At 71.2% G+C, this 22,023-nt stretch carries 22 protein-coding genes and 1 tRNA gene; 10 read left to right on the plus strand and 13 right to left on the minus strand.

The genetic code is table 11. From position 1 onward, the window contains the following. Positions 1-97 precede the first annotated feature (97 nt). Positions 98-829: a GbsR/MarR family transcriptional regulator gene (locus ABD811_RS33230; RefSeq protein ID WP_344955707.1), complete on the plus strand. Its 732-nt coding sequence runs from the start codon at positions 98-100 to the stop codon at positions 827-829. 121 nt (positions 830-950) lie between these two features. Here ABD811_RS33230 and ABD811_RS33235 read toward each other — a convergent pair whose 3' ends face one another. The 4 genes from ABD811_RS33235 to ABD811_RS33250 form a co-directional block, all read right to left on the minus strand. Further along, complete coding sequence (locus tag ABD811_RS33235) at positions 951-1,553, minus strand: DUF1707 domain-containing protein (RefSeq protein WP_344955709.1); 603 nt, start codon at positions 1,551-1,553, stop codon at positions 951-953. Positions 1,554-1,761: 208 nt separating this feature from the next. After that, the gene (locus ABD811_RS33240) at positions 1,762-2,193 is read right to left on the minus strand and encodes an SHOCT-like domain-containing protein (RefSeq protein ID WP_344955711.1); all 432 of its coding nucleotides are present in this window, start codon (positions 2,191-2,193) and stop codon (positions 1,762-1,764) included. 16 nt (positions 2,194-2,209) lie between these two features. Beyond that, entirely contained in the window at positions 2,210-2,470 is a 261-nt protein-coding gene (locus tag ABD811_RS33245) for a hypothetical protein (RefSeq protein ID WP_344955712.1), read from the minus strand. Then, complete coding sequence (locus ABD811_RS33250; protein ID WP_344955714.1) at positions 2,470-2,829, minus strand: DUF2089 domain-containing protein; 360 nt, start codon at positions 2,827-2,829, stop codon at positions 2,470-2,472. Before ABD811_RS33250 ends, ABD811_RS33245 begins: the two co-directional genes overlap by 1 nt. Positions 2,830-3,132: 303 nt before the next feature. On the opposite strand from ABD811_RS33250, the gene ABD811_RS33255 reads away from it, so the two are divergent. After that, positions 3,133-3,471: an esterase/lipase family protein gene (locus tag ABD811_RS33255; protein ID WP_344955717.1), complete on the plus strand. Its 339-nt coding sequence runs from the start codon at positions 3,133-3,135 to the stop codon at positions 3,469-3,471. A 163-nt stretch (positions 3,472-3,634) separates the two neighbouring features. Here ABD811_RS33255 and ABD811_RS33260 read toward each other — a convergent pair whose 3' ends face one another. The 3 genes from ABD811_RS33260 to ABD811_RS33270 all read right to left on the minus strand — a co-directional run bounded on the left by ABD811_RS33260 (position 3,635) and on the right by ABD811_RS33270 (position 6,570). Next, positions 3,635-3,790: a hypothetical protein gene (locus ABD811_RS33260; RefSeq protein WP_344955720.1), complete on the minus strand. Its 156-nt coding sequence runs from the start codon at positions 3,788-3,790 to the stop codon at positions 3,635-3,637. 846 nt (positions 3,791-4,636) lie between these two features. After that, positions 4,637-5,656, minus strand: coding sequence for an NADPH:quinone reductase (locus ABD811_RS33265; RefSeq protein ID WP_344955722.1), 1,020 nt, complete (start codon positions 5,654-5,656; stop codon positions 4,637-4,639). After that, complete coding sequence (locus ABD811_RS33270; RefSeq protein WP_344955723.1) at positions 5,653-6,570, minus strand: aldo/keto reductase; 918 nt, start codon at positions 6,568-6,570, stop codon at positions 5,653-5,655. Before ABD811_RS33270 ends, ABD811_RS33265 begins: the two co-directional genes overlap by 4 nt. Positions 6,571-6,949: 379 nt before the next feature. Here ABD811_RS33270 and ABD811_RS33275 point away from each other — a divergent pair, with 379 nt between their 5' ends. Beyond that, positions 6,950-7,537 carry a TetR family transcriptional regulator gene (locus ABD811_RS33275; protein WP_344955725.1) on the plus strand — a complete coding sequence of 196 codons (588 nt, stop codon included), beginning with the start codon at positions 6,950-6,952 and terminating at the stop codon, positions 7,535-7,537. A gap of 1,603 nt (positions 7,538-9,140) precedes the next feature. Continuing rightward, positions 9,141-9,410 (plus strand): hypothetical protein, encoded by a 270-nt coding sequence (locus ABD811_RS33280; RefSeq protein WP_344955727.1) that lies wholly within the window; start codon positions 9,141-9,143, stop codon positions 9,408-9,410. Between the two features lie 225 nt (positions 9,411-9,635). Here ABD811_RS33280 and ABD811_RS33285 read toward each other — a convergent pair whose 3' ends face one another. Further along, the gene (locus tag ABD811_RS33285; protein WP_344955728.1) at positions 9,636-11,366 is read right to left on the minus strand and encodes a SpoIIE family protein phosphatase; all 1,731 of its coding nucleotides are present in this window, start codon (positions 11,364-11,366) and stop codon (positions 9,636-9,638) included. A 396-nt stretch (positions 11,367-11,762) separates the two neighbouring features. Between ABD811_RS33285 and ABD811_RS33290 the strand changes: the two genes are divergently transcribed. Together ABD811_RS33290 and ABD811_RS33295 are read left to right on the plus strand one after the other, a co-directional pair. Next, positions 11,763-12,245 (plus strand): DUF5994 family protein, encoded by a 483-nt coding sequence (locus ABD811_RS33290; RefSeq protein WP_344955730.1) that lies wholly within the window; start codon positions 11,763-11,765, stop codon positions 12,243-12,245. A 680-nt stretch (positions 12,246-12,925) separates the two neighbouring features. Continuing rightward, a complete protein-coding gene (locus ABD811_RS33295; RefSeq protein WP_344955732.1) occupies positions 12,926-13,222 on the plus strand; it encodes a hypothetical protein in 297 nt (98 codons plus the stop codon). Between the two features lie 71 nt (positions 13,223-13,293). On the opposite strand, the gene ABD811_RS33300 is transcribed toward ABD811_RS33295, so the two are convergent. After that, complete coding sequence (locus ABD811_RS33300; protein ID WP_344955734.1) at positions 13,294-13,935, minus strand: TetR/AcrR family transcriptional regulator C-terminal domain-containing protein; 642 nt, start codon at positions 13,933-13,935, stop codon at positions 13,294-13,296. A 74-nt stretch (positions 13,936-14,009) separates the two neighbouring features. On the opposite strand from ABD811_RS33300, the gene ABD811_RS33305 reads away from it, so the two are divergent. Further along, a complete protein-coding gene (locus tag ABD811_RS33305) occupies positions 14,010-15,413 on the plus strand; it encodes an FAD-dependent monooxygenase (RefSeq protein ID WP_344955736.1) in 1,404 nt (467 codons plus the stop codon). 211 nt (positions 15,414-15,624) lie between these two features. Here the strand turns inward: ABD811_RS33305 and ABD811_RS33310 are convergent. Together ABD811_RS33310 and ABD811_RS33315 are read right to left on the minus strand one after the other, a co-directional pair. Further along, positions 15,625-15,700 (minus strand) — tRNA-Glu (locus ABD811_RS33310). Positions 15,701-15,763: 63 nt separating this feature from the next. Further along, positions 15,764-17,362, minus strand: coding sequence for a metallophosphoesterase family protein (locus ABD811_RS33315; RefSeq protein ID WP_344955737.1), 1,599 nt, complete (start codon positions 17,360-17,362; stop codon positions 15,764-15,766). Between the two features lie 34 nt (positions 17,363-17,396). On the opposite strand from ABD811_RS33315, the gene ABD811_RS33320 reads away from it, so the two are divergent. Next, on the plus strand, positions 17,397-17,738 hold the full coding sequence (locus ABD811_RS33320; RefSeq protein ID WP_344955739.1) for a metallopeptidase family protein: 342 nt from the start codon (positions 17,397-17,399) through the stop codon (positions 17,736-17,738). Positions 17,739-17,853: 115 nt separating this feature from the next. Continuing rightward, positions 17,854-19,278, plus strand: a complete 1,425-nt coding sequence (locus ABD811_RS33325; RefSeq protein WP_344955741.1) for an MFS transporter — start codon at positions 17,854-17,856, stop codon at positions 19,276-19,278. Between the two features lie 25 nt (positions 19,279-19,303). On the opposite strand, the gene ABD811_RS33330 is transcribed toward ABD811_RS33325, so the two are convergent. Further along, positions 19,304-19,618, minus strand: coding sequence for a PspC domain-containing protein (locus tag ABD811_RS33330; protein WP_344955743.1), 315 nt, complete (start codon positions 19,616-19,618; stop codon positions 19,304-19,306). 77 nt (positions 19,619-19,695) lie between these two features. Then, on the minus strand, positions 19,696-20,358 hold the full coding sequence (locus ABD811_RS33335) for a TetR/AcrR family transcriptional regulator (protein WP_344955745.1): 663 nt from the start codon (positions 20,356-20,358) through the stop codon (positions 19,696-19,698). A 67-nt stretch (positions 20,359-20,425) separates the two neighbouring features. Here ABD811_RS33335 and ABD811_RS33340 point away from each other — a divergent pair, with 67 nt between their 5' ends. After that, positions 20,426-21,877 (plus strand): MFS transporter, encoded by a 1,452-nt coding sequence (locus ABD811_RS33340; protein ID WP_344955746.1) that lies wholly within the window; start codon positions 20,426-20,428, stop codon positions 21,875-21,877. The last annotated feature ends 146 nt before the right edge of the window (positions 21,878-22,023 follow it).

The following is a 22,023-nucleotide window of genomic DNA, read 5'->3' on the forward strand; positions in this document are numbered from 1 at the left end:
AACTGCGTTGATAAAGGTCAGCCCGGTTTCAATGGTGCAATGAGCATGCTGTTTAATGCACCGGGGCCGGATCTGTGCGCCGACCCGAGGAGGACGAATGCCTGGAGACCGTCTGACCTACCAGGAACGCCAACGCATCGCCACGGGACTGACCACGGGCCTCACCTACAACGAGATCGCCCGCAGGCTGGGACGACCCAGATCGACCATTGTCCGCGAGGTCGCGCGCAACGGCGGGGCGCGCGGCTATCAGGCCGACCGGGCCCAGCAGGCGACCCGCTGGCGGGCCCGCCGCCGCAAGCCTTCCCTCGCCTCGACCGCGCACCAGAGTCCCCGCCCACCGCACCCCGCGGGCGCCACCGCCTCAGGACAGGATTCCCAGGCCCGGCGCGCGTTCGAGGACGAGTTCGCCGACATGATGGTCGAGACGGGCGTCCCGGCCATGGCGGCCAAGGTTCTCGTCTGCCTGTTCACCACCGACAGCGGCAGTGCCACCGCCGCCGAACTCGCCACACGGCTGCGGGTGAGCCCCGCGTCCATCTCCAAGGCCGTCGGCTGGCTGGAGCGGCGCGGCCTGATCGGACGCGAACGCAGCGGCCGGCGAGAGCGGTACGTCATCGACGAGCACGTCTGGTACCAGGCGTGGCTGGTCAGCGTCCGGTCGATGGCCCTGTGGGCGGACTTCGCCCAACGGGGAGCCGACCTGCTCGGCGATGCCACCCCCGCCGGAACCCGGCTCCACGCGACCGGCCAGTTCTTCCGGTTCCTCGGCCAGGACATGAGCCAGGCGGCCGAGCACTGGCGACAGACCCTTTCCAGGAGCCGTTGAAGCCGGACCGGCGGCGTGCGGGCCGGCGTCGTAGCCCGGCGGCCCCTGCGGTGTCCGGGCCGCGGGCCGGTCGGTTCGGAGGGCGAACCCGCGTTCGAGTGACCTGATCAACGCGGCCGCGTCATCGGTGCGGCGGCTGCCACCGGGTGGCGAGCCGGCCGTGCCGCATCCGGCCTACCAGGCGGACGTGCAGCGTCTGCGGCGTGGTGTCGCCCGCGTCCCTGCCGATCTCCAGCATGCTGTGCCGCACCGACAGCTCGTTGGCGTCCACCACCATGCCCGGCGCGAGGACCAACTCCACGTTGCCGCCGGTCACCCGCAGCTCGATGACCAGCTCGGGCGCGCCGCGCACCGCGCTGGTCAGGTCCAGCATCACGTCGCACCACGCGGTGCGCAGCTCCAGCCGGCGCGGCAGCGTCCACCGGCCGTCACGGCGCACCGTGCCGTGCCGCTCCTTGATGGTGACGAGTTCGGGAATGGGCTCGGCCGGGATTCCGGCGAACGGCGTCGTGAGTGCGTCGCCCCCTGGCACCGCGATCAGATCGGCGACGAGCGGGGTCAGCGCGTCGACGGTGCGGGCGGCCAGCGCCGCGTCCAGGCGCTCTACGAACTCCACCGGGTCGAGCCGGCCGTCGGCGACGGCGGCGCGCAGCAGTTCGGTGACCCGGTCGCGGTCCGCGTCGGACGCGCGCAGAGCGGGTGAGCTGGGCGGGTCTGCCGACATTCGGCCTCCTCGGCGAGGTGGTGGCCTTGCGCCACCGGAATTGCTGACTGATCGGTCTCAGGAGACGGGTACCTAAACGATTTTGCGGTGGTAGGCGGCCATGGCGAAGACGCTGCCCGGCGCCTCGAAGCCCACGCCGCGCGGCACGCGCAGTTCCTTGCAACGCCTGTGCCGTCATCGGGATCTCCGCTCGCCGGCCCATGGCGTGTCACTCGCAGAACACCTGCACCTTGGTGTCGGGGTCGTCGACGTCGACGGTGAGGTCGTCGAGGTGCTCGATGAGGTTCTCGATGTGCTGCGGCTTGAGCTCGGTGAGGTCGATCGGCACCCCCGACCTCTCCAGCTCCGCGTTGACCTTGGCGAGCGCCTGCGGAGGGACGAGGCTCGCGAGCCGGACCCCGGCGCGCAGCAGCTGCAACGGGATCCGGATGTTGATCCAAGTCGGTCCGTCGACGCCGACGTCGTCCGCCGAGTTCACCACCACGCGCAGGTACTTGGGCCGGGGTTTCGGGCGGGGTTCGGCTGCCGGCGGCGCGTCGGGCCGTGCTCGTTCGAGGGCGACGATCAGCCGCTCGGCCTCGTCTGCGGTGATCTTGCCCTCGGCCAGCATCTGCAGGATCTGGCGGCGCTGCTCGTTCATCGTTCTTTCCTCTGGCTCATCTGACGCTTACCAGCACGGCCGTCCGGCCCTGCTCGAATTCGATCCGGGTGCCGGGGAGCGCCCACAGCAGTTGCCCGGCCCCGCGCAGCGCGCCCACCGGGCTCACCTTGGTGACCAGGCATGCGACCAGCCCGGCCAGCACGGCGAGCAGCAGCAGCGGTGACAGCACCAGCAGCACCGGCACGACCGGGACGTACAGCCGCAGCCAGCGGCCGTTGTGACGGCGATGGCGCACCGTCACCAGTTGCGGGACCATCAGGACCCCTCCAGCTCGGCCAGCGCCTCCTGGACGCTGATCTCCCCCCGCCGCAGCCGCTCAACGACGTCCGCGCCGGTGGGCGCCGGGTCGACGTCGACGAAGTCGAGCTGCTCGGCGATCCGCTTCAACCGGGACTTGACCGTCGGGTAGCTCACCCCGAAGATCCGCTCCATCTCCTTGATCGAACCGTGCGCCCGGACGAACGCGGCGACGAACACCTGGTCCTCGACGCTGAGCTGAGCCAGTTGCGGCGGCTCGAACCGCCCCTCGACCACGACACCGCTGCCGGCCAGGCGGACCCGCTCGACCACGAACGGCTGCCCGCGCGTCAGGTCCGTCAGCTCTTGCCAGTCCACCCTGGGCCTCCTCGCTCTCGACGACATGCCCGTCGCTCAGTTGTTCCTCGATCATCTTAAGTCGTTAACGCGGAAACCTTAACTTTCTCAAGGGTGATCTTCAAGATTCTGAATCGTTGGCTTCCGATAGTCGCGATCCGTGTGCCCGTGACGGCTGGCCGTCCATGCCCGGCACCGGTACGGCGCGCGGCCGCTGAACCCGCGCGGGGAAGCACGCGGCGCCCACCGCACCACCCTCAAGGCGCCCCGGCGGATTCACCCGCCGGGGCGCCACTTCACCGTCGTTGGAAGCCGACCACGCGGGTGCCAAGACCCCGATCGCCCCCTGCGCTGGTCCCCGGGTACGGAGGCGGTGCGGCGTTCGTCCTGGACCTGCCCGGCGACGGCACCGGCGACCTGCGCGAACAGGCCCGCGCCCTGGACCGCCGGCTCGGTGAGGCGCTGCGCGGCGGCGCGCCGTCGGTGGACGTGGTGGGGCACTCGGCGGGCGGGGTCGTGGCGCGTTTGTGGGCGGCGGAGCACGACGGGGCGCGCAAGGCACGGCGGATCGTCTCGCTGGGTTCCCCGCACCGGGGCGCCCAGCTCGCGGGCGAGAAGAGCTGGTCAGCACCGGTCCGGCACGTCAGTGGCTCCAGCACGTGATCGGCTTGTTCGCCGGCTGGTCGAGGGCGGAAGCCAGATGCCCCATGGGAAGCTGACGGCCCTGTCGCCGTAGCGGCGTCGGTGTGTCTGCGTGGGGATGGCTTCGGGAACGTCCGCCGCAGGACTTCGAACGCCCCGGCGTTGGGCTGGTTGACCAGCACCTTCAGCGTCTCGTCAGCAGTTCGGGCTTGGCGGCCGAAGCCAGCGCGTCCCCGCCGCCGTCGCCGCGGCAGGCGCCCAGCAGCGGACCGGCGGCGGCCAGCGTGCCGACGCCGAGGGCACCGCGCAGCACGGCGCGGCGGGACAGGTGATGGGGCAAGGGGCTGGGGCAGTGCTTCGCCCAAGGGGGATTGGCCCCTGGCCCGGGTGGGGAGGCCGGTGCGGTTCATCACCGCGAAGAGCGGGATGATGTCGGCTTTCGACAGCTCATCGGCGCTCTCGTCGCTTGAAGCCGCCAGTGCCGCTTAGCGGAAAATGCCTGCACAGCTCGCCGGTGTCGCTGCCGTACACGTCAGCGGTGCGGGACACGCACCCCCGCGTTCCCGCCCTCAACATGTGCGACCTCGGCGAGCTGCACACCGCACGCGGCGACATCGGAATTTGTCGGGTCCTGGGCCGACGCCGTGCAACTCCTGCGCGGCGTCGACGCCGCCCGCGCACACAACGCCGTCCGCACCGCGCTGTCGCCCTCCCGGCAACGCGGCATCACCGCCGCCAATCAGACGAGCCGCCGTAGGTCAGGCCGCTGCGGTGGCCTCACGCTCGATGAGCAGCGACAACAGCAGGCCGTTGGGCGCGTGAGGTGTGACGGGCCAGCGTCGCGGCGACGGTGAACAGTGCCCGACTCCTGTCGCGGCGGGGTCCGTAGGGCTACATCTGCACTACCTGAATCCGCGTACGCAGGGGGCCGCCGCGTACTCCGCTGCCGCGACGGGCGACCGTCACACGGCTTGGGCGACCGCCATGCCGCAGTAGGTGGCGCCCAGTCCGGCCGCGATCGAGGCGGCGACCTGCGGCACGGCCTGCCGGTGGGGGTGCACGCGCGTCATGGCTGACCGCGGAACGGTCGCCACGGCCCTTTCGCGCATCATGATCTGGCGTGTCGGCAGACTCGTGCAACCAGGTGCACGGGGTTCGGTTCGCCCAGCTCAGTGCCGGTGCTTCGTCACGACGCGACGTCCACCAGGACCTTGCCGACCGTGCCGCTCTCCACCGCCCGGTGCGCGTCGGCGGTGCGGTCGAGTGGAAAGCGGACCAGCGGCAGGCCATGCTCCCCGCCGACCGGCAGGGCGCCGTCGCGGACCGCGGCGGCGACGTCCTCGGCGGCCGCGGCGCGCGCCTCCGCACCGGCCGTGTAGAGCACCAGGAACTGGAAGCGCGTGTTCAGCACCATGTTCCGCGGCACGTCCAGTTCGACGGGCTTGCCACCGTCGTTGGCGTAGGTCGAGATCGTGCCGCGCGTCCGCAGGACGGCCAGGTCCAGTGCGAGGTCCGCGCCGAGCGCCACCTCGGCGATGATGTCGACGCCGTCCGGGGCGATCTCGCGGATCTCGGCGGCCGGGTCGCCCTCGCGGTAGTTGATCACGTGATGGGCGCCGGCGGCGGTGGCCAGCCGGGCCTTCTCCGGGCCGCTGACCGTGCTGAGCACGGTGGCGCCGGCCCATCGGGCGAGCTGGATCACCGCGTGCCCGACCGCTCCGGCGCCGCCCGCGGCGAGCACCACCCTGCCGTCGAGCGCGCCGGGCCGCAGACGGCGCGGCCCGTCCTCGGCGACGGTGAGCGCGCGGTGCGCGGTGAGCGCGGGGACGCCGAGTGCGGCGCCGACGTCGAAACCGGCCTCGTCGGGCAGCGGCACGGCCTGGTCGGCGGGCACGACGGTGAACTCGGCGGCGGTGCCGGTGGGCCGCCCGGCGGCGGCCATGAACAGCCAGACCCGCTGGCCGACCCGGCTCTGGTCGACCCCCTCACCGACGTCGTCGATCACACCGGCGCCGTCCAGGTGCGGGGTGATCTCTGGGAATCCCATGGGGGTGGTGGCGCCGGAGCGTGCCTGGCAGTCGGCCGGGTTGACCCCGGACACGGCGACCCGGACGCGAACCTCGCCGGGACCGGGCGCGGGCAGGTCACGGTCGACCAACCGGAGAACATCGGGGCCGCCGTTGCCGTGGTAGACGATGGCCTTCATGTTTTGTCCTTGTCTCCTGTGGGGCCGATCGGGACTTCGCTGGAGCGGGACTCGACGGCGTCGAGGGCGGCCAGGGCCGCGGCGTCGAAGGTGATCTTGCTGGCCGCCATGTTGGCCTCGAGGTGGGCCGCGTCGGTGGTGCCGGGGATGAGCAGCACGTTCGGGGCGTGGTGCAGCAGCCAGGCGAGGCCGACCTGGGCGGGCGTGACGCCGAGGGACTCGGCCACGGCACGGACGGCCGGTTCCTCGGTGACCTTGGGCATGCCCGGGAAGTTCCCGCCGAGCGGGAAGAACGGCACCCAGGCGATGCCCTCCGCCACGCACAGCCGCAGCATGTCCTCGTCGTCACGGGAGACGAGGCTGTAGGCGTTCTGCACGCAGGCGATGCCGGCCGGCAGGGCGCGGCGCAGGCCGGCGAGGGTGACGCTGCTCAGGCCGATCGCGCCGATCTTGCCTTCGTCGCGCAGGGCGGTCATCACCGCGAGCTGGTCGTCGAGGTCGACCACCTGGTCTCCCTCGGGCCGCAGCCCGGGACCGGTGTCGAGGCGGCGGAGGTTGACCACCGGGAGCTGGTCGACGCCGAGGCTGCGCAGGTTGTCCTCGACGCTGGCCCGCAACTGCTCGGGCCGCTGCGCCAGCCGCAGCGGCATGCGCCCGCCGGGATCGGGGTCGGCGCCGACCTTGGTGACGACCAGGACGCCGTCCTCGGGGCGCAGCGCCTCACGGATCACGTCGTTGGCGAAACCGAAGCCGTAGAACTGGGCGGTGTCCACGTGATTCACGCCCAGCTCGACCGCGCGGCGCAGCAACGCGACGGCATCGCCGCGGCGGTCGTGCAGGCGTTCGAGCTGGAGGGCGCCATAGCCGACCCGAAGAACGGTGCGGCCGGCGAACGGTGCGGTAGGGGTGCTCATGAGGCTGCCTCCGTGGTCGTTGATCGCAACACGGTGTGAGTTCGGCCTGTAGGGCGCCGAGAGCCGGTGGCGAGCAGGTCCTCAACGGACCGCCCGGCCCAGAGCGCGGCGGTGAGCAGGTAGGTCGCGCCAGTTCCTCGCCCATCCCGCGCAGTCGTGGGCAGACCGGGGGTGCCGTTGCGTGACGTCTCCATGGCGCCACCTTACGATCGATGGATGACAGATTTCAATATTTGTCAGTCAGTCAGTGCCACTGGGAGTGCTGACAGATTTTGACGGCTGTCAGTTCGTTGTCGTACGTTCTCGCTGGTGAGGTCCGGCGACTGGGCGCCAACAGCCTTGAGGTGCCGGCCTCGTACCAGCTCGACAAGGGGGCCTCATGCGCGGGGAGCCGCTCGACGCGGAGACGATCGTGTCGGCCGCCGAAGAGGTGCTGCGCCGCCACGGTCCGGAGAAGGCCACGGTGCTCGACGTCGCCCGGATGCTCGGCGTGAGCCACGGGAGCGTGTACCGGCACTTTCGGTCCAAGACGGCGCTGCGCGAGGCCGTGATACGGCGCTGGCTCGACCAGGTGCGAGAGGACATCGCCGCAGCGGTTCAGGACCCCGGACTGACCCCGCCCGACCGGCTACGTGCCCTGCTCACCACCATGTTCGCCGCCAAATGGACGAAGGCCAGGGAGGACCCGGAACTGTTCGCGACCTTCCGGGCGCTGGCCACCGAGCACAGCACCGTGTCCTCCGCCCACGTCGCCTTCCTGCTCGACCAGATCCGCGCGATCGTCGACGACGGCATCGCCCGTGGCGACTTCGCAGCCGGTGATCCGGAGGAGATCGCGCGAAGCATCCTCAACGCGACCAGCCGCTTCCACGCTCCGATGCACGCCGAGGAGTGGCGCTCCTCCGAGATCGAAGCGGAGTCCGAGGGCGTCATCTCACTCATCTTCAACGGCATCCGGGCAAGGTGACGGCCGCCTCGCCAGGCCGACGACGACTGATCACGCATGCGGCAACGAGACCTCCCGCACATGGGGGAGGTCTCCGTAGTACCCGACCGGCGGTCGTATCGCCGTGCGGCGCACCGGAGGGGCACGTCCGCCGCACTTCCGACACGAGCCAATAGCAGAACCTGGCAGTACTCCACGCGGCCGGGCATGTCCCCCTCGCCCTGACCCGCTCCAACGCCTCCGCCAAGACGCTGCGTGACGCCTCCGCCGGGTCGCTGCGTGGTGCCTGCGCCGGGGCGCTGCGTGGTGCCTGCGCCGGGTCGCTGCGTGATGCCTGCGCCGGGGCGCTGTGTGGCGCCTGCGCCGGGTCACTGCGTGGTGCCTGCGCCGGGGCGCTGTGTGGCGCCTGCGCCGGGTCGCTGCGTGGTGCCTGCGCCGGGACGTTGTCTGGCGCCTGCGCCGGGGCGTTGTGTGGCGGCTGTGCCGGGGCGTTGTGTGGCGGCTGTGCCGGGGCGTTGTGTGATGGCTGTGCCGGGGCGCCGCGTGGCGGCTGTGCCGGGGTGCTGCGTGATGCCTGTGCCGGGGCGTTGTGTGGCGGCTGTGCCGGGGCGTTGTGTGGCGGCTGTGCCGGGGCGTTGTGTGGCGGCTGTGCCGGGGTGCTGCGTGATGCCTCCGCTAAGGCACTGTGTGGCGGCTGTGCCGCCAAGGCGTTCTGGGACGTCGGTGCCGAGGTCCGGCGCGGCAGCCTGGACGACCTGGACGTGCTGTGAGACGCGGGGAGGAGGCAGATGGTGTGATTTATCTGGCTCCCTCCATAACGCGCCAGCGCACGTGGACGCCGCCGCGATCAATCTTCGCGAGATCAACGCGGTAGGCGACGCGCCAGCCGGCTAGGACAAGCCCTTCGCGGACACCTCGGGCACGCTGGTGCTCCCGCCGGGACGGGTCGGCGCCGATCAAGACGCACCCGACCCGGCGGCGCGTCGTGCCCCGGCGGAGGCCGCGGCGGTCGCCCTGGCTCGGCGCGCTGTCAGGGCTTCGGTCCTCCGCCTCGCGCCAACCGTCCACGGCTCACTCGATCACCGCGGCTTCGTTCTCACCCTGACTGGCATCGCCCGACGTACCGGCGTATCCGCTTACGCCGGAGACAGCGCCAACAGACGGCGCGCGGTGCACGTCTGGACGCTGCCGGGCTGTATCGGCTGGGGCTGGAGGCGGTGTCAGCCAGTGCACGCTGCCACGGAGTAGTCGGCGAGGGCGTGCCCTTTGATGGGCCCGTGAGGCGCGTCGGAACGGCTGGCGTCGGCTTTGTCGTGGCGTGTGAGGCGGCACGGGGCGCGAATCTGCCTCGTGCTGCTTCGTTCAGCCCTGCGACGAGGGTCCGGGGCGCGTGTTCGCCCTTCAATGCCGCTGGCTGGCCCTGGCCGCCATGCGACCGTGGCGCGGCGGGAGCTATGACCGATTTCGATGCCCTTGTAGGGGCAAGACGTAAGGAGGGCGCCACCCGTGCGGCGATGTCCGGACCGGCCGGATGCCGGCTTTCCAAGGCCCCTCCAGAAGGCGTTCGCCGGGTGCGAGCGCCGCATCGCCGGCGATGACCCGGCGTCTACCAAGGAGGACGACCATGCCGGACGAGACGTCAGACAACCCGGAACTGATCATTCGCATCCATCCGGTGGGAGGCGACGACGTCTCCTTCGTCACCGCCGACTTCGAAGGGATGGGACAAGCAGTTGAGGTCATCACCCGCGCTCTGAACGAGCGCCGCAGCCTGGTACTGACCCGGGCGCGCTCCAGCCGTGAGCCCGACACCAGCGCGGTCGTCATCAACCTGGCCAACGTGATCGCGGCCCGCGTGTCCGGGAAGAACGGCACCGATCGGCAGATTCTGTGATCGCTCGGCGGGCTGCCCATGCCGGTGCGGAGGCCCAAGTTGGAGGTCGGACGCTCCGGGTGGTCCATGGGGCCGACACGAGTGCGGGGAGGCGCTCGCCTGAGTCCTCGGGCTGCCCACCCCAGACTTTGCCTAGGACCATGCAGACGCAGGTCCTACGTCACGGATCGGCACGCGTTGTCTGTGCCTTGCTCGACCACGCCCGCTCAAGCGCTCCTCGGGGCTCTACCGTCGCGAGGTGGGCTGAGGGATCCGCAGAGCCAGCAGGGCGATGTCGTCGGTGTTGCTGGCGGGCTTGCGGTTCAGGATCTGGTCGCAGAAGTCCTCCAAGGGGTGGTGGGCGAGGGCGGCGGCGTGGCGGCGCAGGCGTTCCAGGCCGGTGTCCAGATCGGTACCAGGCACTTCGATCAGGCCGTCGGTGTAGAGCAGGAGCGTGGAACCGGGCGGCAGGGGCTCGGTGGCGTCCGGACGGCCGTCGCTGCCCAGGCCGGTCCCCAAGAGCAGACCCCGCCCCTGGTCGAGGTACTCGGCGCGTCCGTCTCGGGTGACCAGAAGGGGCGGCGGGTGGCCGGCGTTGGTCCAGCGCAAGCGCCACGGGCCGTTTTCGGGGCCTTCGACGCGGGCGAGGATCGCAGTGGCCATGGGGACGTCGGTGATGCTGGGAATGGCTTCGTCGAGGCGGTCGATGATGGCGCTCGGCGGGCCGGTGCGGTCCCAGGCCAGCGAGCGCAGCGTGCCGTGGAGCTGCGCCATGCCGGCGGCGGCGGTCAGGTCGTGGCCGACGACGTCGCCGATGACCAGCGCGGTGGCGCCGTCGCGCAGGAGGAAGGCGTCGTACCAGTCGCCGCCGACCTGGGAGCCGGCAGGGGCGGGCTGGTAGCGGGCGGACAGGCGCAACGGACCGGGCTGCGGCGGGGGCGCGAGCAGATTGCGCTGCATGGCCTCGGCGATCTCGCGTTGGCGACCGAAGACGCGGGCGTTGTCGATGGCGAGGCCGACGTGGCGGCCGATGTCGCGGGCCAGCGCCAGCTCCGTGGTGTCGAAGGGCCGGGCGGGGTCGGTACGGGCCAGCGTGAGGGCGCCGGTGATCTGCCGGGCGGTGCCCAGGGGCACGACGACGGCGGAGACGGCGCCCATCGCCTGGAGGAATCCGGCCTGGACGGCGGCCAGGGAGGAGTCGGGCGGTGCGGTGATCTCCTGCCGCCCCAGCACGGCGGACTCGCCGCTGTGCAGGACCCGCACAAGCGGGGAACGGGAGTGTTCGGCAGGTGGCGGCAGGGGGCCCTGCCACGCCTCCTGATCGAAGTCCCGGCCTTCGGGGCCGGTGACCGCCACCCTGCGGACCTGCCCGGATTCGATGCGCAGGTCCACGGCGGCCCAGTCGGCCAGGCGAGGCACCAGCAGGCGGCCCAGCCGGCTCAGGGCCTCCTCGGTGTGCAGGGGCTGGGTCAGAACCGAAGTGATCTCCGCGACCAGGGTCAACCGGCCGGTGCGATTCTCCAGGGCGAGCACGTGCGCCGCCCGGTCGGCGCGTGCCGCCTGGCTGGCGGTGATGTCGGCGAACAGGACGGTCATGCCCACCACGCGGCCGTCCTTGATCACGGGAGCGCCGGACCAGGTGACGGGGACCAGCCGTCCGTCACCGCGCGTGAAGCCGTCCGTCTCGGCGTGGGCGGCGGTGCCCTGGGACAGAGCCGTCAGGAGTGGGCACTGCACCCCGGGTGGCGTCGCTCCGTGGGCGCCGCGGTGCAGCAGGTCGTGGAAGTTCCGTCCCAACATCGCCGCCGCGGTGCGGCCCAGCAGTTCTTCCGCGGCGGGATTGACCGCCGCGATCCGGCCGGTCGAGTCCACCACCGCCAGACCCGCGCCCAGGTGGTCGAACACCTCCCGCCAGAACCCGGGCTCCGCCGCCCACCGCAGGCCCTCACCATGTCCACCGGCCGGACGCTCCGCCATGCCGTTCCCCCAGTCAGGTGACCGCGCCGGCTGATACCGGCCCGCACCAGGCGACGGAACAGCAGTCAGCGCCAGCGCAGATCCACCTACCCCGAGATTACGCCTGAGATCGCATCAGGTCTGCTGGGACGGGATGGCGGCCCGGACGGTCCGCCGCCAGCAGGGTGTTGGACGGGCTCTCAGCGCCCGGTCGCTTCCCCTTCGGCCTGACGGTCTCCTCGCCGGTGTCTCTCGGTCGCCTGGGAGGTGGTCAGGTGGCGGAGAAAGCGTTCGCTTTCCGGTGTCATGCGACGTAGGGTTGATTTACCAAGGGTTACTCGAGCGCTGGTAGTCGATGTCAGCGTCACCCAGGGCGATTGTCTATCCGGCTTTTTAGCCGAGGACGGGGCCGATGTCATGGCCCACGACATAAACGATTTCACCATTGCCCCCGAAGCTGATTCTTGGCCTCCTGAGGCGCGGTTGAGGCTGGCGGTGGGCGCTGAGCATCGCGGAGCTCTGGACGGTGGCTGGTGGCCGCGTTCACGTGACGCCCGTGCCGAACTGCCGGCACTGGTCGTCGGCCTGGCCGGGCACCTGGGCAGGGTGACGCATCTCGCCGTCGACACCGGCTACTGGGAGCACGTGCCGGGCGACATCACCGTCGCCGGGCGGAAGGTGAAGGTAGGCGGCCTTCCGGGGCTCGGCCATATGATCATTGTGATCCGGGGCCGGATGGACACCTTCCTGCTGCTGGTGGTGCCGCCCGAGGCGACGCAGGCACGCGCATATGCCGCGCTGAGCGGATCGGCCGCCGGGGCGGCCAGCGTCCGGCCCGAGGAGATCCTGGCCACCTGCGACATCTCCACCGCCCCGGCCGTCCAGGAGCCCGTCACTTAACGCGACGGCACCCACGCGCTGATCCGGACCTACGCAGCCCTGTCCGAATCACTCACGCAGCCGCTGCCACAGGCCCTGACACCAGGCCGGGCCTCTCAGTGACTGACGACGCCATGGCCTACTCACAAAGGACAAGAAGGGGCACCCGTCGCCGCTGGCGGCGAGCATCGCCACCTCACCAGAAAAGCGATAGGAGACCCAATAGGAGAACCAATTGGTATGGGTGTGTTTGACCAAGCTCTCAGGCTGCTCGTCTTGCCCGCCCCGCCGCAGCCCGGCGGCAAACCGTCCCCCGGCATACAGCATCAGAGCCCTACGGCACGCCGCGACCTGGCGCAGCCCCTGAGGCACCCTGCTGCCACCCCGACCGGCTGCCCCACTGGGCGCTGCGACGCGTCACCGGCTGCGCGGCCAGTGGACGGTGGGCGAAAGCCATCGACCAACTGGTCATGGCCCTGTACATGCACGACGCGCGGATCACCTCGACTGAACGCAGCGAACTGCACGCAGTGCTCCACGCCTTCGACATGGAAACCGACCGCGTCGGCACGCTGCCCTGCCGATGACCTAGGGGGCAGTGGCCCGATTTCTCCGCGAACGCCCACCGGGTGGCCGCGTTGACGACGCGGCGGGTGCGTGACCTGGCGGATTGCGGTTCCCGAACCTAGGAGATGATGGTCATGAGTGGAACGGCGACCGATGTGTGGATCGTGGCCCATGATGGTCGCGACATGGTTCGCGCCGATGCGATCGTCCTGATTCGCTTTGACGACACCGGTCGGCTGACCGCGCAGCTCCGGGACGAGGCGCGGGTCACCGTGGCGCTCCTGGAGGGGTCGGCTTCTGGCCGGCCGCCCGGTGATTTCCATCGTCAGCTGATTCGGACGATCTCAGAACTCGCGGCTTCCAGTGGCGCCCACCTCGTCCACGCGCAGAAGAACGACCGTGGCTGGCACTGGGTCAGCGAGACGCTGTAGAACGTGCGCCACTGACTCGCGCGCTACCTACTGCGCCATCACCACCCAATGCCGTTGGCTGACTTCTTGCGTTATCCGCTGACCTTCTGACGAACGGTCTCAAGACCCGCCAACACGATGTGCAGGCCGTACTCGAAATTGTCGTCGCTGTCGACGGCGGAGAGCTCCTTCGTCACGCTCGCCGTCAGGGGATACCGGGTTTCGTCGATGGTCATCTTCTGCGCATAGGGGTTGGGGCCTTCGTAATTCTCGCCCGTGCGCGCTTGTTGCTCAATCGTGAAGCCCACGACGTAGTGCAGGACGGCGGGGAACGCGCGGGCCGCCTCGGTGGTCGAGAAGCCGGCGTCGGTGAGCGTACGCAGAACCAGTTCGAACGTCCGCCCGATGGACGGACCCGTCGAGTAGGACCCGGCAGTGACCCTGGCGCCGTCGCGGTAGCGAAGCATCGCGTCGCGCATTCTGCGTGCGAGGCCGGCGATCCATTGCTGCCAGGTCTCGTTGCGACGGGGGCCTTCGACGCCGTCGGTCGCCTCGGCGATGATCAGCCCGGCCATCAGGTCGAGCAGTTCGTGCTTGTTCTTGACGTGCCAGTAGAGCGTGGGCGCCTGGACGTCCAGCTCCTTGGCGAGCACCCGCATGGTCAGGCCGTCGAGGCCGACGTCGTTCAGCAGCCGCAGGCCGGTCCGGGCGATCAGGTCGGGTGTGAGGGCCACGATTGACAGCCTAGCACCGTTAGAGCTTAATCTAACGTCGTTAGAGATCACTCTACCCTTGTTAGGGAGCGATCATGGAGGACGTAGTCATCGCCGGTGCCGGCCCCACCGGCCTGATGCTGGCGTGCGAGCTGCGGCTGGCCGGGGTGGACGTGCTGGTGGTCGAAAGGCTCACCGAGCCCACGCGTGACTCGAGGGCGGGCGGGCTGCATCCGCGGTCGCTGGAAGTGCTCGATCAGCGGGGGATGCTCGACCCGTTCCTGGCTGAGGGGCGTCCGCTGCCGGGTACGCGCTTCGCCGGACTGCCGCTCGACCTGTCGGGGCTGCCGACCCGGTATCCGTTCCTGCTGGTGATCGTTCAGCGCCGGATCGAGCGGCTGCTCGAGGCTCGCGCCCGGGAGTTGGGCGTTCGGATTCGCCGCGGGGTCGAGGTGACGGGCCTGCGCCCAGGGCCGACGTCGGCGGGTGCGGCGTCGCCGACCGCAGGGACGTTGGCAGCCGCGGAGTCGGTCGTGGTCGAGACCACGGCCGGGTCCGTGGAGACGCGTTATCTGGTCGGTTGCGACGGTGGCCGCAGCGTGGTGCGCCGGCTGGCGGGCATCGACTTTCCGGGCACACCGGCGACCATCACGTCGATCCTCGGGGACGTCGAACTCGCCGAACCGCCCGCGGAGCAGTTTCTGATCCAGCGAACGCCACGGGGGAACTTCTCGGTGCTCGGCTTCGAGGAGGGGTGGCGGCGGGTGATCGTGGAGGAGGCCGGCGCGACCGTCGCCGACTCGACGGCCATCGGCTTCGAAGATCTGCGGGCGATGCTCATTCGAGTGGCGGGCACCGATTTCGGCATGCACAGTCCACGGTGGATCTCGCGCTTCACCGACGTCGCGCGGCAGGCGGCGTGTTATCGCTCCGGGCGTGTGCTGCTGGCCGGGGACGCGGCGCACGTCCACTCGCCGGCCGGGGGTCAGGGGCTGAACACCGGGCTGCAGGACGCGTTCAATCTCGGCTGGAAGCTGGCGCTCGTCGTGCGAGGGAGTGCCGACGAGGAGTTGCTCGACACGTACCACGAAGAGCGGCACCCCGTGGGCGCCCGGGTGCTGTCGAACACGCGCGCGCAGAGCGCGTTGAGCGCCCCCGGCGCGCATGTGGATGCGCTTCGAGCGCACGTGGGCGACATGCTCGCGACACCGGACGCGAACCGGGAGATCGCCATGATGATCACAGGGCTGGACATCTCCTATGGACTCGGATCGCGCGTACCCGACCGGGAGCTGCCCGACGGGACGCGGCTGTTCGAGCACCTCCGCACGGGTCGCCCGATCTTGGCCGATGTCGCAGGCGAGCCTGTGGACAGCCGCCTTGTGAGCGAGCTCAAGGGATCCGGAGAACCGCTGCTGATCAGGCCCGACGGGTACCCGGCCTGGAAAGAGCCGCTCGGCCGTGAAGCCTTGTCCACAGCCCTGCGCCCCTGGCGTTGAGATCGTTCGATCAACTCGATCGGATACGAAGACGGGCTCTAGCCCCTCCCGAGTGCCGACGGCAGCTGGGACCATCCCCGCGTGTCGGCCATGATGCGGGCAATGGTGTCGTGCTCCCCGCGCACGCGGGGAGCACGACCACGTCGAGTCCCGCGGACGGATGACGGGCGAACGATCCTGAGGGTGGGTGCAGGTCTACCTGCGGTTTCTCTGGTACCCCCTACCGGATTCGAACCGGCGCTACCGCCTTGAAAGGGCGGCGTCCTAGGCCGCTAGACGAAGGGGGCCTCCGTGGCGGTGCCACTGGACTGCTCCAGCATAGGGGACAACCTCGCGGGACGCATAAGGGGTTATCCCCCTTGGCGGGACGGGCGGGGGGACAGGGGCGTTGTGGTGGGCCACTCGGAGGGCGGGAGGGACGGGAAGGACGGGGAGACGGTGGGCGTGGCGGGTGGTGAGGGGGAGATGGTGCGGTCGGGGCGGGGTTCCAGGTGGCGTTCGATCTGGGCGGAGGTGAGGCCCAGGCCGCCCAGGCGGAGGTCGTCCCAGCCCTGGAGGCGGTGGTCGGTGCGGCTGAAGTAGAGGATGGACAGCTCGATGGGGGTGGGTTGTTCCTTTTCGAGGCCGCGCATGCCGGCGCCGCCGGTGGAGCCTTGGACGAACAGGCGGGTGCCGGTGGGCAGGATGGTGGTGGAGCGCTGGTGGGTGTGGCCGGACAGGATGAGGGGGGTCGTCCCGGAGAAGCCCGCGGCCTCGTGGGGGTCGTGGACGATCGCCAGGTCGGGGACGGTGCCGGAGGCGCGGAGCTTGGCGGCGAGCTGGGCGCCGCGGGCGCGAAGTTGTTCGGCGCCGACGTCGTCGTCGCGGGTGGTCTTGTCGGGGGTGTAGCGGGGGTCGCCGACGCCGTAGACGCGCAGGCCCTCGATCTCCTGGACGGTGTCGTCGAGGACGACGGCGTTCTTCTGGCGGTCGACGGCGCGCTGGGTGCCGCGCGCGTCGTGGTTGCCGCGGATGAAGACGTACGGCACCTTGAGCGACTCGATCTCGTCGGCGAACCGGTCCTCGGGGCGGCTGCCGTGGTCGGTCAGGTCGCCGCTGTCGATGATCATGTTCACCTTGAACTGGGTGCTGACCGAGCGGATCACCGACCAGGCCGCCGGGTTGAGGTGGATGTCGGAGACGTGCAGGACGCGGATCGTCGAGGGGTCGGGCTCGTAGGTGGGGAGCGTCGAGGTGACGCTGTAGAGCTTGGAGACGTTGCCGACGAGGCGGGCGAGCTGGGCGCGGTAGGCCGAGAAGCGTTCGACGATGCTGCGGGCGTCCCCGACGACCTGGGGGGCGTTGGCCAGCAGGCCGGTGTAGCGGGGTTCGGCGATCGCCTGGGGGTTGAACGTCGTCCAGAACAGCAGGGCGAGGGAGACCAGGCCGGCGACGGCCGCTCCGGTGCCGAGCAGGGCGCGCCGCCAGGAGCGGAAGACCAGCAGGCCCGCGAGCAGGGCGACGACCACGGCGAGGGCGGTGGCGCGCAGCAGCAGGATCATGACGCCGTGCCGGAGCTGGTCGGTGATCTGGTCGGTGATGTCGGACAGGTCGCCGTTCCCCTCGATCAGCGACCGGGCCGATTCGGGGCGCAGGGCGGTGACGCGGGCCTCCAGCGCCACCGGGCCCCAGTGGGTGTCCAGGTGCAGCGCGCCCAGCGGCGGAATGCGGACGATCGTGCCGCCGCTCCAGGCGGGGCGCAGGGCCAGCGACACGTCGGTCGGGCCGACGGCGGTCTCGACCCGGCCGCCGAGCAGCAGGCCGACCAGGCCGCCGGCCAGCCCGACGAGCAGCACCGCGAGGAGGCGGGGCCAGCGGGACGCGGTGATCGCCGCCGGCACGCGGGACGCGCGGACACGGGACCAGGAGGAACGGAACGTCGACGAAACGGCGCGGAGGCGGTCCGGCACCGGGGGCTCCCTTCCGTCGAGCACAATGGGGGTTGTGATCGAGATGTCGCGAGAGGCGTTCGAGGACCTGGTGGGGGAGGCTCTCGACACCATCCCGGCCGAGCTCACCGGGGTCATGCGCAACGTCGTCATCGTCGTTGAGGACGACGCGCCCGAACCCGGCCTGCTCGGCCTGTACCAGGGCGTACCCCTGACGGAGCGGGGCGACTGGTACGGCGGTGTACTGCCCGATCACATTTCGATCTACCGCAACGAGATCCTCGCAATCTGTGAGACGCCCGACGATGTGGTCGACGAGGTGCGTATCACAGTGGTGCACGAGATCGCACACCACTTCGGGATCGACGACGAGCGGCTGCACGACCTCGGATACTGAGGTGGCCCGAGGGGCTTCTGAGGTGAAGTCTTTCTTCAATCGGGTACGGTAGGTCACATAACTGCCACGCAGCGTGAGTTAATAGGGGGGTTCTCCGAACCTTGCTGGAGCGTGTGTGGCGGAAAGGCAGAGCGGCCGGCATCGGCGTCCGCCGGAGGTGCAGGCCACCTACCGCGAGGTCTTCGCGGTCGGCGAGTTCCGTGCCCTGTGGCTCGCGCAGGCGTTGTCGTTCATCGGTGACCAGCTGGCACAGGTGGCCCTGGCGGTGCTCGTGTACGACCGCACCGGCTCGGCGCTGCTGACGGCGGTCACCTACGCGTTGACCTACCTGCCGCCCATCGTGGGCGGGCCGGTCCTGTCGGGGCTGGCCGACCTGTTCCCGCGCCGCACCGTCATGGTGGTGTGCGACCTGCTGCGCGCCGGGCTGGTGGCGTTGATGGCGCTGCAGTCCATGCCGTTCTGGACGCTGTGCGGGCTGGTGTGCCTGGTGGTGCTGCTGGGCGCGCCGTTCACCGCGGCGCGGGCGGCGCTGCTGCCGGACGTGCTGTCCGGCGACCGCTACGTCGCCGGGTCGGCGATCAACAACATCACCCACCAGGCCACGCAGATGCTCGGTTTCCTGGCCGGCGGCGCGATCGTCGCGGCCGTCGGGACCTACCAGGCGATGACGATCAACGCGGTGACCTTCGGGGCGTCCGCGGTGATCCTGGTGGTGGGGATGCGGGGGCGTCCGGCGCCGCGCCGGCGCGAGCGCGAGTCGCTGGCGCTGTGGCGCGGGACGCGGGACGGGGCGCGGCTGGTGTTCGGCGACACGACACTGCGTTCGCTGGTGTCGTTCGCGTGGCTGTGCGCGTTCTACGTCGTCCCCGAAGGGCTGGCCGCCCCGTACGCGGCGACGTTCGACGGCGGTGCGGTGACGGTGGGGCTGCTGATGTCGGCCATGCCGACGGGGATGGTCGCGGGGGCGTTCGTGTTCAGCCGGTGCGTGCGGCCGTCCAACCGCATCCGCGCCATGGGCTGGATGTCGATGCTGGCGTGCGCGCCCCTCATCGGGGCCGCCGTGCATCCGCCGCTGTGGGCGGTGGTGGCGCTGTGGGCGCTGGCGGGGGCGGGCAGCGCCTACCAGCTCGCCGCCAACGCGGCGTTCGTCGCGGCGGTGCCGCCGTCGGGGCGCGGCCAGGCGTTCGGGCTCGCGCAGTCGGGCATCCTGGCCGGGCAGGGCCTGGCGATCCTGATCGGCGGGGCGGCGGCGCAGTTCCTCGGCCCGCAGACGGTGGTGGCGCTGGCGGGCGCGCTCGGCCTGTCGGCGGCCACGATGCTGACGCTGGTGTGGAACCAGGTCCGGCCCGAGGTGATCGCGTCGATGCAGAGCCACGCCCCCGGCGCCGAACCGTCCGCCGGTGACGGCGCAGATCGTGCCAGGCCCGCCTCGGCGGCGCGCGCGGCGTCCAACGGCCGCGCGCAGTCCAACGGCCGTGCCCCGTCCGGCCCGGACGCCGCCGAGGGCGACCGCGCCGCCACCATCCACCCGGCTCCCTGACCGCCGTTCACGGGTCGGCGGGGCGTCAGGTGCGGGTGCGGGTCTTGTTGAGGGAGTCCTTGGCCTTCTGGACGGCGTCCTGGACGGCGGGGGACTCCTGGCCCTTCTTGATCAGGTCCTCGGCGAGGGAGGTGGGCGCGCCCTCCTCGGGGATGAGCAGCCACGCGATCGCGTACAGGAGGACCCCCGCGCCGCCGAAGACGGTGAACACCGCCAGTCCCACGCGGAGGATGTTGGGGTCGACGCCCAGGTAGCGGCCGGCGCCGGAGCAGACTCCGGCGATCATGCGGCCGTCGCGGGTGCGGCGCAGCCGCCGGTCCGTGCTCTTCTCCATGTCCATGCCTCGATCATGCCCAGTGCGCCGCGACCCTTACATAGGGATTTGCCCTGATTGACCCCTGAAGTGCCCCTGGGACGTCAGCGGTGGCCGCCGCGCCACCGCTCGGTGGCGACCCCGGACAGGACGACCTCCACGACGTCCTCGGCGAGCCGCGGCGTGATCGGCAGGTGGCCGAACAGCGCCCGGTAGTACGTGGTGGACGCCAGCATGTCGAGCAGCAGGTCGATGTCGGCGTCGGGACGGATGTCGCCGCGTTCGACGCCGCGCCGCAGGGCGGCGGCCGTGGTGGCGCGGCGCGGACGGAACAGCCGGGTGAAGAACGACTCGGCCAGCTCGGGGTCGTCCCCGAGGTCGGCGATCAGGCCGGGCAGGGTGCGGCGGACCACGGGGTCGCCGGTGAAGGCGTCGGTCAGCGTGCCGATGCCCTCGACCAGGTCGCAGTGCGTGCATCCGGTGTCGGGGGTGGGGGCGGTGCCCATCGTCATGGCGAGGGCGTCCACGATCAGGTGCCGGCGGGTGGGCCAGCGGCGCCGGATGGCGGGCTTGGTGGTGCCGGCGCGGGCGGCGACGCCTTCGAGGGTGAGCCCGGAGTAGCCCGTCTCGCGCAGCGTGTCCAGGGTGGCCCGGCGGACGGCGTCGTCGATGCGGGTGTCGCGCGGCCGTCCCGCACGTCGCGTGCGTTCCCCGCCTGTCGCGTCGGCCGCCGCGGAGGCGGTGGTGCGTCCCGAGCCCTTGACCATGGGGCCAGTCTAGGGGGATATTTCATTCCGATCCGGAACGGAACGTAATAACGGGAGGGGTGGAGGGATGGCCCGGCAGGTGGACGACGGCGTCTTCTCGGCGCGTCATCGGGCGCTGACCTCGGGCGTCGTGCTCTCGGTGGGACTTGTGGCGTTCGAGTCCCTGGGCGTGGCGACGGTGCTGCCCGAGATCGCGGGCAGGCTCGGCGGACTGGACGCCTACGGATGGGGTCTGTCGGCGCTGATGCTCGCGCAGATCCTCGGTGCGGTCGCCGCGGGACGGGACGCCGACCGGCGCGGTCCCGGACGGCCGCTGGCGCTCGGGCTGCTGGTGTTCGCGGCCGGGTGCGCGCTGGCCGGGGCCGCCGGATCGTGGCCGGTGTTCCTGCTGGGACGGTTCGCCCAGGGGCTGGGCGTGGGCGCCGTCATGGGCATGGCCTACGCGATGATCGGCCTGGCGTACCCCGAGCGCCTGCGCGCCCGCATGTTCGCCCTGCTCTCCTCGGCCTGGACCGTGCCCTCGCTCATCGGCCCGACGCTCGCCGCGGTGGTGGCGGACGGCGTCGGCTGGCGCGGCGTGTTCGTGCTGCTGCCGCCGCTGGTCGCCGTCGCCGCCGTCCTGACGCTGCCGGGCGCCCGCGCGCTGCGGCCCGCCGGAGGATCCCCGGCGGGGGAGGCCCCGGCGGACGAGGCCCCGGCGGGCGGCGTCGAACGGCCGTGGTGGAAGGGGCCAGTCGCCGCCAGTGTCCTGCTCACCGCCGGGACGGGCCTGTTCATCCAGGCGCTGCTGCTCGACCGGCCGGTGCCGCTCGTCGTGCTGGCCGTCCTCGGCCTGGCCGTCGCCGTGGTCGCGGTGAGGCGGGTCACCCCGGCGGGGACGCTCACCGCAAGGCGCGGCGTCGGCGCGGGCGTCGCGCTGCGGTTCCTGCTGTGCGGGGTGTACTTCGGCAGCGAGGCGTTCCTGCCGCTCGGCCTGACCGAGCTGCGGGGCGTCAGCGCCGCCGAGGCCGGGCTCGGGCTGTCGGCGGGGGCGCTCACCTGGGTGGCGGGTTCGGCGCTTCAGGCGGGACGGGACGGCGCCCGGCGCGGTGACCGCACGGCGAGCATGGTGCTGGGCTCGCTGGTGCTGCTGGCCGGGCTGGTGGTCATGGCTTTCGGCGTGCTCGCCGGGGCCGTCCCCGCGCTGACGGCCGTGGTGGGATGGGCGATCGGCGGTGTCGGCATGGGCGTGGCGTTCAACGCGGCCACCACCGAGACGACGGAGCGCACGCCCGCCGCCCGGCAGGGCGAGATCGGCGCCGCCCTGCAGCTCGCGCAGACCCTCGCCACCGCCGTGGTCAGCGGCATCGGCGGCGCGACGATAGCGATCGCGCATGCGCACGGCGGGCGGACGCACACCGCGCTGGTCGTCACGTTCGTCATCACCGGATGCCTCGCGGTGCTCGCGACCCTCCTGGCGTTCCGGCTCCGTCCGGCGGGCGGGACGGAGACCGTCTCGCTGGGGGCGGCCCTGGACTGAACGACCCCGTGGGAAGGGGGCACGCGGGCCTGGGCGTTATGGTCGTTTGTGCCCCCGCCGCCGACACCGGGGTCGGTGAAGCCCTGCTCAAGGGAACCGCGAAGGGTTATTCACTGGACGTTGGACGACCTCGTCGGCAGACTCGT

Origin of the sequence: Actinomadura miaoliensis, assembly GCF_039536785.1 — a bacterium.
GTDB classification, from domain to species: Bacteria; Actinomycetota; Actinomycetes; order Streptosporangiales; family Streptosporangiaceae; genus Spirillospora; species Spirillospora miaoliensis.

Coding starts and splice junctions, on each gene's coding strand:
- ABD811_RS33290 (WP_344955730.1), top strand. CDS start 11,763: ATGGCCCACGACATAAACGATTTCACCATTGCCCCCGAAGCTGATTCT.
- ABD811_RS33240 (WP_344955711.1), bottom strand. CDS start 2,193: ATGAACGAGCAGCGCCGCCAGATCCTGCAGATGCTGGCCGAGGGCAAG.
- ABD811_RS33285 (WP_344955728.1), bottom strand. CDS start 11,366: ATGGCGGAGCGTCCGGCCGGTGGACATGGTGAGGGCCTGCGGTGGGCG.
- ABD811_RS33340 (WP_344955746.1), top strand. CDS start 20,426: ATGGCCCGGCAGGTGGACGACGGCGTCTTCTCGGCGCGTCATCGGGCG.
- ABD811_RS33330 (WP_344955743.1), bottom strand. CDS start 19,618: ATGGACATGGAGAAGAGCACGGACCGGCGGCTGCGCCGCACCCGCGAC.
- ABD811_RS33230 (WP_344955707.1), top strand. CDS start 98: ATGCCTGGAGACCGTCTGACCTACCAGGAACGCCAACGCATCGCCACG.
- ABD811_RS33335 (WP_344955745.1), bottom strand. CDS start 20,358: ATGGTCAAGGGCTCGGGACGCACCACCGCCTCCGCGGCGGCCGACGCG.
- ABD811_RS33305 (WP_344955736.1), top strand. CDS start 14,010: ATGGAGGACGTAGTCATCGCCGGTGCCGGCCCCACCGGCCTGATGCTG.
- ABD811_RS33270 (WP_344955723.1), bottom strand. CDS start 6,570: ATGAGCACCCCTACCGCACCGTTCGCCGGCCGCACCGTTCTTCGGGTC.
- ABD811_RS33275 (WP_344955725.1), top strand. CDS start 6,950: ATGCGCGGGGAGCCGCTCGACGCGGAGACGATCGTGTCGGCCGCCGAA.
- ABD811_RS33245 (WP_344955712.1), bottom strand. CDS start 2,470: ATGGTCCCGCAACTGGTGACGGTGCGCCATCGCCGTCACAACGGCCGC.
- ABD811_RS33280 (WP_344955727.1), top strand. CDS start 9,141: ATGCCGGACGAGACGTCAGACAACCCGGAACTGATCATTCGCATCCAT.
- ABD811_RS33265 (WP_344955722.1), bottom strand. CDS start 5,656: ATGAAGGCCATCGTCTACCACGGCAACGGCGGCCCCGATGTTCTCCGG.
- ABD811_RS33235 (WP_344955709.1), bottom strand. CDS start 1,553: ATGTCGGCAGACCCGCCCAGCTCACCCGCTCTGCGCGCGTCCGACGCG.
- ABD811_RS33295 (WP_344955732.1), top strand. CDS start 12,926: ATGAGTGGAACGGCGACCGATGTGTGGATCGTGGCCCATGATGGTCGC.